Annotated in this window: 9 protein-coding genes; 5 read left to right on the top strand and 4 right to left on the bottom strand. The window is 67.9% G+C overall.

Annotation, left to right across the window (positions count from 1 at the left end):
- Nucleotides 1-164: 164 nt before the first annotated feature.
- On the bottom strand, nt 165-2,501 hold the full coding sequence (locus A3ES_RS0141065) for a polysaccharide lyase 8 family protein (protein ID WP_020392673.1): 2,337 nt from the start codon (nt 2,499-2,501) through the stop codon (nt 165-167).
- Between the two features lie 126 nt (nt 2,502-2,627).
- Between A3ES_RS0141065 and A3ES_RS50215 the strand changes: the two genes are divergently transcribed.
- Entirely contained in the window at nt 2,628-3,686 is a 1,059-nt protein-coding gene (locus A3ES_RS50215) for a GntR family transcriptional regulator (RefSeq protein ID WP_020392674.1), read from the top strand.
- A 221-nt stretch (nt 3,687-3,907) separates the two neighbouring features.
- On the opposite strand, the gene A3ES_RS0141075 is transcribed toward A3ES_RS50215, so the two are convergent.
- Nucleotides 3,908-4,789 (bottom strand): hypothetical protein, encoded by an 882-nt coding sequence (locus tag A3ES_RS0141075; RefSeq protein WP_020392675.1) that lies wholly within the window; start codon nt 4,787-4,789, stop codon nt 3,908-3,910.
- A complete protein-coding gene (locus A3ES_RS0141080) occupies nt 4,786-5,358 on the bottom strand; it encodes an RNA polymerase sigma factor (protein WP_020392676.1) in 573 nt (190 codons plus the stop codon). The genes A3ES_RS0141075 and A3ES_RS0141080 overlap by 4 nt, the downstream gene beginning before the upstream one ends.
- A 284-nt stretch (nt 5,359-5,642) precedes the next feature.
- Here A3ES_RS0141080 and A3ES_RS0141085 point away from each other — a divergent pair, with 284 nt between their 5' ends.
- The 4 genes from A3ES_RS0141085 (at nt 5,643) to A3ES_RS0141100 (ending at nt 12,229) form a co-directional block, all read left to right on the top strand.
- Complete coding sequence (locus tag A3ES_RS0141085; RefSeq protein ID WP_020392677.1) at nt 5,643-6,470, top strand: SAM-dependent methyltransferase; 828 nt, start codon at nt 5,643-5,645, stop codon at nt 6,468-6,470.
- A gap of 133 nt (nt 6,471-6,603) precedes the next feature.
- Nucleotides 6,604-7,026, top strand: coding sequence for a hypothetical protein (locus A3ES_RS0141090; RefSeq protein WP_157631028.1), 423 nt, complete (start codon nt 6,604-6,606; stop codon nt 7,024-7,026).
- Between the two features lie 677 nt (nt 7,027-7,703).
- Entirely contained in the window at nt 7,704-11,318 is a 3,615-nt protein-coding gene (locus A3ES_RS0141095; RefSeq protein WP_020392679.1) for a CARDB domain-containing protein, read from the top strand.
- Between the two features lie 155 nt (nt 11,319-11,473).
- Nucleotides 11,474-12,229 carry an SDR family NAD(P)-dependent oxidoreductase gene (locus A3ES_RS0141100; RefSeq protein WP_026163675.1) on the top strand — a complete coding sequence of 252 codons (756 nt, stop codon included), beginning with the start codon at nt 11,474-11,476 and terminating at the stop codon, nt 12,227-12,229.
- Here A3ES_RS0141100 and A3ES_RS0141105 read toward each other — a convergent pair.
- Nucleotides 12,217-12,495, bottom strand: a complete 279-nt coding sequence (locus A3ES_RS0141105) for a hypothetical protein (protein ID WP_020392681.1) — start codon at nt 12,493-12,495, stop codon at nt 12,217-12,219. The genes A3ES_RS0141100 and A3ES_RS0141105 overlap by 13 nt on opposite strands.
- Between the last annotated feature and the right edge of the window lie 64 nt (nt 12,496-12,559).

Here is a 12,559-nt window from a genome sequence, read left to right on the forward strand (position 1 = left end):
CCCCCCGGGACCTGTCCACAGCCCCCAAGCGCCGCTCACACGCCCCATCACCGCATCCGCGCGAAGAACAACCACGCTACCGACCCCAGCGAACCGACCCACCACCGCACACACAGGCCCCTCCCGCGCTTCCCGCCCCCAAACCTCCCTTGTTCAGCAGGCTCCTAGAACCGCAGGGTGACGTAGCGGGTCGACCCGGCTGCACCGGTGACGTCGACGGTCACCTCGGTACTGCGGCCTGCGCGACGGGTGGTGACGCCTGGGTCGGCCTTCACCACCTGCAGTGAGGGCAGCATGATCGTCAGCCGGACAGTGGTCGCCAGCTGCGTCGGATCGGAGATGCCCAGCTCCATGTCTCGCCCGCGGACTCGCCGGATCACCGAGCACGGTGTCGCCGCCTGGAGGTCTCCCACTCGGTCGGGCTTCCAGAAGTTGGCCAGCGTCAGCCCTAGCGACGGGTGGAGCACAGCTTGAGCTGTCGCCGTGTTTCGCAGTACCAGGATGCCGGGGGAGCGGGAGAGCTGCTTGGTCCGCGCAGCAGAGGCTCCCGGTGCCAGCAGATAGCTGTACGCCGCTCCGGATGGGTCGGTGCCGTGGTCGAGCCACATGGTCACGTAGCGGCGAGTGATCGCGGTAGTGGGACCGCCCGTGTTGACGTCACGCCAGGAACCCGTCCGTGCCTCGCGTCGGAGCTGCAGGGCCAACCCACTCGGGAACACGTAGCCACCGACGCCGTCCAGGTGGGCCCAGCGGGCGTTGCCGACCGTCGCCGAGTCACCTAGCGCGGGGACACGGTTGACGTCGTCCACGGTCAAGGCGTTGGTGCCGTCGCTGTGGAGGTTGCGGTTCTCGATCACTGTCTCCACGGGATAGCCACTGCTGCCAGTGATCCCAGCGCCCAGCGCTACGACGTACTCGTCGAGGCAGAACCAGGACTTGCGGGCGCGCATGGGAGAGACAGGCCCCTCCAGCTCTTGCCCGACGGCTGCGTAGCCGTCGAGGGTGCTGCCGCCGACCCAGGTCGCTGTCGGCGGGCGGGCCGCGCCCCACTCGCCGCCGGCCTTCGGTGGCAGCGGGAGCTTGTCCACTGTGATGCCGGGCAGCCGGGTGCGATCCACAGTCGGCCAGAAGGCATCGGCGTACTGGCCGTTGTCCTTGTCGTACAGGTAGGTCATGCCGGAGCCGGTGTGGTAGCCCTGCTCGTTCTCGCCGTTGCCGGATTCGTAGTACGCGATCCGGCGGCTGGCCATCGAGATCGAGTACGCCCAGCCGGAGCGGCGGTGCACTGAGCGGTCCATGCTCGCGAACAAGGTGTGCCCGTCGCGTTCGGAGGCCGGTGTCACTCCGCGCAGCGACTTCACCAGTGCCACGCGCGGAATGGTTGCCCCTGACAACATGTTGCCGAAGGTATCGCGCTGCAGCCAGCCGGCCACCGCGGATCGCCACTGGGTCGCGAGCGTGGTGTCGACACCTTGTGCGAGACGCAGGATCGCCTCAGCTGCCGTGTAGCCGTCGTTGTGATCGGAGGCGTTGTGGCGCGAGACGGCGCGGCCGCGGACGAAATCCATCATCCGTGCGTCGTGGACGACCGGAAGATAGGCCTTCGCGACCGAGTCGAACAGGATCTGCCGCTTCGGGTCGGTGACCTGCCACGGCGAATTCGCCAGCAGGGCAAGGAGTTTGCCGATCCCGCTCAGCAGGACGTGGCCGTACGTGCCGGTGTAGGCGACCCAGGTGTGCTGCACGAACGAGCCGTCCCGGTAGAAGCCGTCGCCACTCGTCACGTACTGCCAGGTGTCGCTGAGACCGTCCCGGGCGTGGGTCAGTTTGGCCTCGTCGTCGGTGACGAGCGCACGCACGATGATCGCCTGGCAGAGGTCGACCCGGTTGGCTCCGGTGGACAGCACTCTGCGCGCCGGCGGGAACATCCAGTACGGGTCGGGGACGAAGTGGTCGATGGCCGCGCAGTACCGTTCGCGCGCGGCCGGCGCCAGTTCGGCGTACAGGAGGACCATCGTGCTGGCGAGTGGGCGGGTGGCGCCGATCTCCCAGGACCACCAGTTGCCGAACTCGGCCGTGCCGGGCTTGTAGATCAGCTGGTACATCGACTCCAGTGCGGCCTGGAGGTCGGCGAGCAGGGACGGGCTCGAGTGGTACGCCGAACCGGGCGTGGCCCAGGCGGTCGCCAGCTGCTCCAGCCGGACGTAGGTGTTGGCGATCGACGGGTCCACCGTCAGCGGGTAGTCGGTGAAGACGGCCGTGCGGGTCGTCGAGCGATCGAGCTTGGCGAGCGAGGCCCTGGCTGCGTTGTCGAGGCGAGTCAGGGCGGCGGCGTAGTCGGGGTCGGCCGGGTCGAGCGACGCGCCACCGGTCAGATCGGCCGCCCACTTGGCGCGCAACGCGGCGAAGTCAGCGGGAGCAGCTGTGGCGGTCGGGACTCCGAGGTGCATCGCCGCGACGGTAGCGGTACCGGCGGCCAGGAACGTACGGCGGTTCAGCATGGCGGTTCCTTCAGAGAGGCGGATCACTGAGGAGTGCTGTTCGCATGAGTCTGTGGCAAGTCATTCCTTGCGTCAATGGATTCATGCTAATGAATTTCCGGAGGACGGGGCAGTAGAGTCGGCGCCGTGAGTGCGTCGGAGGCTGTGCGGGGGCAGAAGGCCCGGCATCTCGCCGCGGAGTTGCGGCGCGGGATCTCGGAGCTGCGCTGGCCGGGTGGGAAGCTCCCGACCGAACAGCAGTTGGCTGGCGAGCAGGGCGTCAGCCTGAACACTGTGCGCCGGGCGGTCGACCTGCTGGTCCAGGACGGGCTGGTCTACCGGCGGCAGGGCTCCGGGATGTACATCGCGAGCAACGAGACGGGACCGCTGATCGGCGTCGCGGTGCCGTCGATGACGTATTACTACCCGCGCATCATCGTCGGGATCGAGCGCGAGCTGGCCAAGCACGGCGCGCAGATGCTGTTGCGCAGTACGGAGTGGGACTCGGCCGAGGAGCGGCTGGCCATCGACGGGCTGATCGGGGCCGGAGTCGCAGGGCTGATCCTCGCGCCCGATGGGCCGTCAGGGCTGGCGGAACTCGAGGACCTGGAGCTGCCAATCGTGCTGGTCGAGCGAGGCTTGGAGGATCCCGCGACGCTGCACGAGTTCGTCGGCTCGAACCACGCGGCGGGTGCGCGAGCGGCGCTCAAACACCTGCATGGCTTGGGACATCGCCGCATCGCCTATCTGGAACGCGTCAGCCCGCACACCGCCCCGCAGATCCGCGCCGGCCTCGGCGATGTTCCTGTTCTGATGGAATCCCGCGATCGCTGGACCAGCGCGGGCGTCGACGAGTTCCTCGACGAAATGCTGCGCCAGAAGGCGACGGCGGTGCTCTGCTTCGCCGACCGCGAAGCGACCCTGTTGCTGAACGCGGCACTTGCCCGCGGCATCGACGTACCGGGGGAGTTGTCGGTGATCAGCTATGACGACGAGGTCGCCGACCTGTCCGAAGTACCACTGACCGCCGTTTCCCCTGCAAAACTTGAGGTCGGACGAGTCGCAGTAGAACTCCTACGAGCCCGCCTGGCCGACCCCGCCGCCCCCCGCCGTCAGCAGTCCCTGGTCCCACGCCTCGTAGTACGAGCCTCTACTGGACCACCCGGAACCACAGGTTTGTTGCCATTGGCATCTGGGCTGCGCTGAGGCGTTCGAGCTTGACCGGCGTCCCACCAGCAGCGGCCCGATCCGCCCGATCAGGTCAGCCACCTCGGGGTTCGGCCCGAGGTACGGGGTCATCCACTGGATGTCCCCGCCCGCGCCGCGATGTAGCCGTCCAGCGACATCGTCACCGCATACAGCACCTTCGCCATGGTTCCTCCCACTGCTCGCCGGTTTCCCATCAAGACGAGCGAGCGGGCGAAAACTCATCGCGGCAGGTAGTTCCAGATGTAGCTGCGCTTGCAGGTCTTCGGATCGGGACGCGGGTTGTCACTCATCCAGGCGACCAGCTTGCCATTGGGATCGACGTAGCAGGCGTTGCGGTTGCCGTGGAACTCTCCGTCGGTCCGCGGGCTGGTGTAGACGAGCTTGCCGGCGGCGTCGTAGCCGCGCGCGACCACCGGGATGGCGGTCGAGGGGGAGTGCGGACCACGGACCCGCACGTACGGGACGGGTGCGAAGTAGAACCCGTTGCGAAGCACTGCCTCCATGGGCGGCCTGGTGCCGACGTTGATCGTGATGCGGGCGATCGACTTGTCGTAGGGACCAGCGCCGACTATGTAGGTCTCCAACGCGCGGTACATCGTCTGGTCCTGGCCGAAGGTGAGCCCTTGGAGGATCTTGCCGGAACTGTCGATGCCGCAGACGCTCCATCCGTCGAGCTTGGTATGCACCACGACCCAAGTGGCCGTGTGGGTGGTGGGTCTCGCCTTCGGGAACCTGAAGGCGTCGACCACCTGGTACGGCTCGACCTGAGGGGGCAGGCCCGGCTTCTGGTGCTGGTTTTTCTCCGCACAGTCCTTCCCGTAACGCGCCTTGTCGGCCTCGTTGAGCGCTTCGACGGCAGGCCCGCGAGACGGCCCGTTCACCGCCGGCTCACTGCCCTGGTTCCGCAGCGCCGGTACGCCGATCGCGAGTCCGGCGGTCAGGGCCAGTACTGCCGCGGCTGCGGCCAGCGGAACGAAACGGCGGCGGGGTTCTCCTTCGTGGGACTCGTGTCCGACGATGGCGATCAGCTCGTCGCGCTGACGATCGCGGGTCGAGGGCCGGAGATCGTACTCCGGCGGAGGGGTGCTCAGGTTGTTCATGACTGGTTCTCCACGGCTGAAACGGGGGTGAGCTCGCGCAGGTGTTTGCGGGCTCGGGAGAGGCGGGACTTCACGGTGCCGAGCGGGACGTTCAGCGCGACGGCAGCGGCCTGCTGGTCGAGTCCGGCCCAGATGCAGAGCTCGACGATCTCCTGCTCCTGCTTGGGGAGCTTGCGGAGTGCGGTCCTGGCCCGGCGGATCTGCTGGTCGTCGTCCAGACGGCCGGCGACTTCGTCCGCGTGGTCCCGCTCATGGGAGACGAGGAGATGCGCGGCGGCGACTGCCCGGCGATAGCGCGCCTTCGAACGCCACTCGTTGCGGACGGTGTAGTCCGCCGTACGGAGCAGCCAGGGCAGCGCCGAGTCGCGATCGAGCTGGACCTCCGCGCGCCGACGCCAGGCGTGCAGGAACACCGCCGACGTGAGGTCCTCGGCGTCGCTCCAGGAAGCGGTGCGACGGTAGAGGAAGTTGTAGATCGCCCGGGCATGCCGGTCGTAGAGCTGCGCGAAGGCCTCCGCGTCGCCCTCGGCGGCGCGAAACCACAAGGCGCGGTCGGTGCTGGTTGCCATGGTCTGCCCATACTGCCCGGGCTGAAGGCCTATCACCGGCCCGGTCCGGTCGTTGTCCGGCGCATCCGCGCTCCCTTTCATCCAGCAGTTTGTCTGTGCGGCACGCCCTCTCTGTGTTCATCCACCCAAGGTGGTTCCCGACGGGGTCGGGTGGAATGCGGTTCCGTGGGGCAGGTCGGGGCAGTTGGCGGGCAGATCGCCGGTGAGGGTGTGCTGGCGGTGTACGGAGCGAATTGCTGCGATAGCCTCCGGTAATTGCGATTTTCGGATTCCGGGCGGTGGAAATGGACGAGGGTGCTGACGGCAGGCGCAGGTTCGCGCCGGACGTCGACATGCAGCGCCCGAGCGACGCCCGGGTGTACGACCTCCTGCTGGGTGGCAAGGACAACTTCGAGGCCGACCGGCAGCTCGCCCAGCAGGTCCTCAAGGTCGCGCCGGAAATGCCCGAGCTGCTCCAGGCGAACCGGCGCTGGCTGGCCGAGGTGGTCGAGCGCCTGCTCCGCGAGGCGGCCGTCGTCCAGTTCCTCGACCTCGGCTCCGGGCTGCCGACCTCGGACAACACGCACGAGATCGCGGCCCGGGTGAATCCTCAGGCGAGGGTCGTCTACCTCGACAAGGACCCGACGGTGATCCGGCACGGCCAGGCGCTGCTCGCCGACGACCGGCGCAGCTTCTTCGCCGCCGGTGACCTCACCAACCCCGCCGCGGTGCTCGCCGATCCGGTCGTCACCGACGCGCTGGACCTCACCCAGCCGGTCGCGGTGATCCAGTGCCTCGTGCTGCACCACATCCGGGACACCAACCAGGCCCGCGAGATCGTCACCGGGTACCTCGACGCGCTGCCCTCGGGGTCGTTCCTGGCGCTCACGCACCCGTGCAACCCGCGGGACGGGAGCCGGCGGGCGGAGTTCGCGACCGGGGTGGAGGACAAGCTGAGGGTCGGCTTCAAGGCCGTCACCTTCCGTACGCCGGACGAGATCGCCTCACTCTTCGACGGTCTCGAACTGCTCGACCCGGGGCTGGTCAGCCTCGGCGAGTGGTGGCCCGCGCCGGTGGTCGCCCCCGGTGGCGCCAGCCACCTGATCCTGGCCGGCCTCGCCCGCAAACCCTGACGAAACCGGGTGGCGGTTCCCCGCCGGGCCCGTCGATGATGGGTGCATGTCTGCTGAGAAGGCTGCTGCCGCTTTCTGATCCGCGCAACCTCCGCGTGATCGACGACCCCGCCTCGCGCCGGGTCCCTCAAGCGTGCAGTCTTTTCCTTCTCAGGGAGCCCTATGCCTCGCGGTCGAATGGCTGCTCGGCACCCTGTCCGGCCGGGCGACCGTGCACCTCACCGACAAGACCTACTTCACGGTCACCCGGCTGGTCGACCTGCTCATCGGCGAACCGTCGTACGCCGCGGGGACCAGCCTCGCGCTCGACCTCCACGACGAGCAGAGCGCGCTCACGCCGTACCGCGTCGCGCAGGTCGGTGCTCTATTGCGGACGGTCTCTCCAAGCCCAGAACCCCTGCTGGGCTTGACGATGCTGGACTCCCGCACCGACCCCCGAATCCAACTGGCCGGCTTCCTGGCCGGCGTCGCCCGCCACCTGGCCACCGCCGAACTCCGCAACCACGCAGACCCCCACCTCACCTCCCTTTCGCCCCCTGGCACACCGACGGGTTAGCCCCAAGCCAGTCAGCCAATGGTCCGGGGAGGTGCTCGCCGAGTCCGACCGGCGGGCAAGCACGGAATCAGTTGGTCGGCCGCTCGACCATGCGACCGCCGTACCGAAGCCGCGGACGGCTGCGCATACCCACCCCGGCCCCGATGCCCCGACACGCCGAGGGAAGCGTTTGCCGACCAGGGACGGGTATGCACGGGCGTCCGGACCCCTCCCGGCATCGCGCCTCAACGGGTTCTCGTGGTCGCCAACCCTTCGGCGTGACGTCCGGCCGGGTGGTGGCCGAGCTCTGGTTCCCGCCATCTCGGCCCTCGCCGACCGACGGCACCCGACCATTCGCCACCTTTTGACCACCCCGAGCCACCTTGCGCACCGGCCAGGCACCCAACTCGCCGTACGACGCCCAGCCCGTGCCCAAGGTCGATCACCTCTCGCCGGTTGCGGAGGAAATGTCCCGGATCGGGGGCAAAACCCTCCGAGGGGTTAACCCCTCGGAGGGGCGAGCCGGGGCGGGTTGTTTGGGGTTGGGGGTGGTGAGGCGTTGACGAACGGTGAGCGTGGCTGCAATCTTTGGCTACCGTCTCGCAAAAAACTTGCAGGAGTCGCGCAAGTTACTAAGAGTGCTTCGCAGGTTTGAGGCGGCGATTAGGTCCACCGTCCCCCCGCCCCTTAGGACTCTCATGAAACGCAAGCAGCCCCCACGGCTGATCGCAGCCCTGCTCGCCGCCGCCCTGATCGTCATCGGTCTCGTGCCGACCGGCGCCTCCGCCGCCGCGACGGCGGTCCTGACCAAGACTCTGACCGCCAACAGTTCGCTGGGGGACTACCCGGTCGGCAACGCCGGCGACGGCAACCAGAACTCGTACTGGGAGAGCTCCAACAACGCCTTCCCACAGTGGATCCGCGCCGACCTCGGCAGCTCCGTCGCCGTCGACCGGCTCGTGCTCAAGCTGCCCGCCCCATGGGGCGCGCGCACCCAGACGCTCACCGTCCAGGGCAGCACCAACGGCACGTCGTACTCCGATCTGGTGGCGAGCGCCGGCTACAACTTCACGCCCGCGAGCAACAACACCGTCACCATCACCTTCCCGGCGGCGACCACCCGGTACGTCCGGCTCAATATCACCGGCAACACCGGCTGGGCGGCGGGCCAACTGTCCGAGTTCGAGCTCTACGGGCCAGACACAGGCGGCGACAACCAGGCACCGACCGCGCCCGGCAACCTCGCGCTGACCGAGCCCACCTCCGGCCAGATCCGCCTCGCCTGGACCGCGTCGACCGACAACATCGGCGTCACCGGCTACACCGTCTACCGCAACAACGCCGCCGTCACCACGGTCGCCGGCAACGTGCTCACCTTCACCGAATCGCAGCCCGCGTCGGCGACCGTCGAGTACTACGTCCGCGCCCGCGACGCCGCCGGCAACGAGTCCGGCGACAGCAACCGGGTCCGCCGCAACGGCGAGTCGGACGGCACAAACCTGGCCAACGGCAAGCCGATCGAGGCCTCCTCATCGGTCCACAGCTTCGTCGCGACCAACGCCAACGACAACAACGTCGGCAGCTACTGGGAGTCCAACGGCTTCCCGGCCACGCTGACCGTCAAGCTCGGCGCCAACGCCGACGTCAGCTCGGTCGTCGTCAAGCTCAACCCCGACCAGATCTGGGGCTCGCGCACCCAGAGCATCGAGGTGCTCGGCCGCGACCAGGGCGCCACCGGCTTCACCTCCCTGAAAGCGCGCGCGAACTACGACTTCAACCCTGCCTCGGGAAACACCGTCGAGATCCCGGTCGCAGGCCGCGTCGCCGAAGTACGGCTGCAGGTCTTCAGCAACACGGGCGCTCCCGGTGCTCAGGTCGCCGAACTACAGGTGATCGGTACGCCGGCGCCGAACCCGGACCTGGTCGTAACCTCGACCACCTGGACCCCCGCCTCGCCGAGTGAGAGCACCCCGATCACGCTCTCCGCGACCGTCCAGAACATCGGCTCCGCCGCGTCCGGCGCGACCACCGCCAACTTCAACCTCGGCGGCACCGTCGTCGGAACCGCCGCAGTGGGCGCACTCGCCGCCGGCGCCTCGACCACAGTCTCCGTCAACGCGGGTACCCGGGCCGAAGGCACCTACAGCGTGACCACCACCGTCGACCCGACCAACACGATCGTCGAGCAGAACGACGCCAACAACACCTTCACCGCGCCTACGCAACTGGTGATTGCGCAGGCGCCCGGTCCCGACCTGCAGGTCTTGAGCATCACCTCCAACCCGCCCAACCCGGCAGTCGGCGCCCCGGTCACCTTCACCGTCGCGGTCAACAACCGCGGCACGTCCTCAGCCGCCGCCAGTACTACGCGTCTGACGGTCGGCAGCACCACTCTCAACGGCAGCACCGGCGCGATCGCGGCCGGCGCCACCGCCAACGTCGCCATCAGCGGAAGCTGGACTGCCACCAGCGGTGGAGCGACTCTCACCGCGACGGCGGATGCGACCAACGCCGTCACCGAGACGAACGAAACCAACAACGTCTTCACCCGATCGATCGTGGTCGGACGAGGCGCGGCGGTTCCGTGGATCTCGTACGAGGCAGAGGCCGCGAACTACCAGGGCACCCTGCTGGTCACCGACCAGTTGCGGACCTTCGGCCACACCAACTTCGCCACCGAGTCGTCCGGCCGGTCGTCGGTGCGGCTGAACAGCCAGGGCCAGTTCGTCGAGTTCACCTCGGCCAACCAGTCCAACTCGATCGTCGTCCGCAACTCGATCCCGGACTCGGCCAACGGCCAGGGCTTGGAGGCGACGATCAGCCTCTACATCAACGGCACGTTCGCGCAGAAGCTCAACCTGTCGTCGCGCCACAGCTGGCTCTACGGCAACAGCGACGGACCCGAGGCCCTGACGAACACGCCCGGTGGCGACGCCCGGCGGCTGTTCGACGAGTCGCATGCGCTGCTGTCCCAGTCCTACCCGGCGGGCACGAAGTTCAAGTTGCAGCGCGATTCGGGTGACACCGCGGCGTTCTACATCATCGACACGATCGACCTCGAGCAGGTGGCCGCGCCGTTGAGTCAACCGGCGGGCTGCACCAGCATCACGCAGTACGGCGCTGTCGCGGGGGACGGGATCGATGACGCGGACGCCATCCAGCGGGCCGTCTCCGACGACCAGAACGGCGTGATCAGCTGCGTCTGGATCCCGGCCGGCCAATGGCGGCAGGAAAAGAAGATCCTCACCGACGACCCGCTCAACCGGGGGCAGTTCAACCAGGTCGGGATCAGCAACGTCACCGTACGCGGCGCGGGCATGTGGCATTCGCAGCTCTACTCCACGATCGAGCCGCAGAACGCGGGCGGCATCAACCACCCGCACGAGGGCAACTTCGGCTTCGACATCGACAAGAACACCCAGATCTCGGATATCGCGATCTTCGGGTCCGGCCGGATCCGCGGCGGCGACGGCAACGCCGAGGGTGGCGTCGCGCTGAACGGGCGGTTCGGTACCGGCACCAAGATCACCAACGTCTGGATCGAGCATGCCAACGTCGGCGCCTGGGTCGGCCGCGACTACGACAACATCCAGGAGCTGTGGGGCCCGGCCGACGGACTGGAGTTCAGCGGGATGCGGATCCGCGACACCTATGCCGACGGCATCAACTTCAGTAACGGTTCGCGGAACTCGAAGGTCTTCAACTCGTCCTTCCGTACGACGGGAGACGACGCGCTGGCCGTCTGGGCGAACAAGTACGTGAAGGACCAGTCGGTCGACATCGGCCATGACAACTCGTTCACCAACAACACCGTCCAGCTGCCCTGGCGCGCGAACGGCATCGCGATCTACGGCGGCTACGGCAACAAGATCGAGAACAACCTGATCTACGACACGATGAACTACCCCGGCATCATGCTCGCGACCGACCACGACCCGCTGCCGTTCTCGGGCACGACGCTGATCGCGAACAACGGCCTGTACCGCTGCGGCGGCGCGTTCTGGAACGAGGACCAGGAGTTCGGCGCGATCACCCTCTTCCCGTCCAACCTGCCGATCCCGGGCGTCACCATCCGCGACACCGACATCTCCGACTCGACGTACGACGGAATCCAGTTCAAGACCGGCGGCGGCGAGATGCCGAACGTCGCCATCACCAACGTCCGGATCGACAAGTCGAACAACGGCTCCGGCATCCTCGCGATGGGCGGCGCCCGAGGCAACGCCAACCTCTCCAGCGTCACCATCACCAACTCCCGCGACGGCGACATCACCAAGGAACCAGGCTCAACCTTCACCTTCTCCGGCCAGTAGCCGTCCCGACCGACAGGAAGTAGTCCCCGTACTGCGGCCGGGCGCCCCTCCCGTGAGCGTGGCGCCCGGCCGAACGGCCGACTACTTCCTGTCGGTCGGTACAGCCACACCCTCGGGCAGGATGGCAGGGACCATCGGCGAAGGGGTGTGTTGGGATGAGCGTTTGCATTGTGACTGGTGGGGGAGGGCCGCGGATCGGGAATGGGATTTGCCGGGCGTTGGTGGGTAAGGGGTGGGACGTGGTGGTTGCCGATCGGGAGTTGGCGGCTGCTGAGGCGGTGGTTGAGGAGTTGCGGGCGGCCGGTGGGGTCGCAGTACCGATGGGGCTTGATGTCACGGATGCGGAGTCGGTGCGGGAGGTTGTGGCGGCGACCGTGGCTGAGTTCGGGCGGATCGATGCCTTGGTCAACAGTGCCGGTGTCGGGCTGCGGAAGGATGGGGCCGAGGCGACGCCCGAGGAGTTCGATCGGTTGCATGCGATCAACTACCGCGGGCCCTGGACGTGCGTCAAGGAAGTACTGCCGGTCATGCTCGCGAACGGTGGCGGCAGCATCGTCAACATCGGGTCCGTCCACGCGGCCGGTGCGGCCGAGACCTTCACCCTGTACGCCGCTACGAAGGCGGCGCTGGCCGCGTTGACTCGTGGGATCGCGCGGGACTACGGACTGCGCGGCATCCGCTGCAACATCGTCCATCCGGGTGCGGTCGAGAGTCGCGGCAACGCTCATCTGCTCGACGAGTTCGTCGCCAACCGTCAGATGTTGCCGACGGCAATCGAGTCGATCGACATCGGCAACGCGGTCGCCTTCCTGATCTCAGCGGACGCGCGGGCCATCACCGGCGCCGAACTCTTCGTCGACGCCGGTACGACGGCAATGCTCTTCGAGCAAGAGCACTCTCAGCGGGTATAGGTACGGGCCACGTCGATGCCCAGGACCGCGGGAGCGCCCGACGGTTCGGGGCCGAGGGCCTTGGCCAGCGCCGGGCCGAGGCGTTCGGCGAAGAAGCGGTCGGCGTGCGCCTTCGACTCCCACAACGTGACGACGCGCAGGCCGTCCTCCGACGATCCGGCGTAGCGGGCTTCGAGGCCTTCCGGCTCGGTACCGATGTGCTCCATCACCTGGTCGAACTGGTCGATCGAGGCGTAGGGCGGGGTGGCGACTGCGATCCATTGCATGACTGGCTCCTCTGCTCGGGCGGCCGGGTCCCGGCCACACGAGTAACGCTAGGAATCAGCCGCC

This window comes from Kribbella catacumbae DSM 19601, from assembly GCF_000372465.1.
Taxonomy (GTDB): domain Bacteria; phylum Actinomycetota; class Actinomycetes; order Propionibacteriales; family Kribbellaceae; genus Kribbella; species Kribbella catacumbae.

Coding starts and splice junctions, on each gene's coding strand:
- A3ES_RS0141080 (WP_020392676.1), bottom strand. CDS start 5,358: ATGGCAACCAGCACCGACCGCGCCTTGTGGTTTCGCGCCGCCGAGGGC.
- A3ES_RS0141095 (WP_020392679.1), top strand. CDS start 7,704: ATGAAACGCAAGCAGCCCCCACGGCTGATCGCAGCCCTGCTCGCCGCC.
- A3ES_RS0141105 (WP_020392681.1), bottom strand. CDS start 12,495: ATGCAATGGATCGCAGTCGCCACCCCGCCCTACGCCTCGATCGACCAG.
- A3ES_RS0141085 (WP_020392677.1), top strand. CDS start 5,643: ATGGACGAGGGTGCTGACGGCAGGCGCAGGTTCGCGCCGGACGTCGAC.
- A3ES_RS0141075 (WP_020392675.1), bottom strand. CDS start 4,789: ATGAACAACCTGAGCACCCCTCCGCCGGAGTACGATCTCCGGCCCTCG.
- A3ES_RS0141065 (WP_020392673.1), bottom strand. CDS start 2,501: ATGCTGAACCGCCGTACGTTCCTGGCCGCCGGTACCGCTACCGTCGCG.
- A3ES_RS0141100 (WP_026163675.1), top strand. CDS start 11,474: ATGAGCGTTTGCATTGTGACTGGTGGGGGAGGGCCGCGGATCGGGAAT.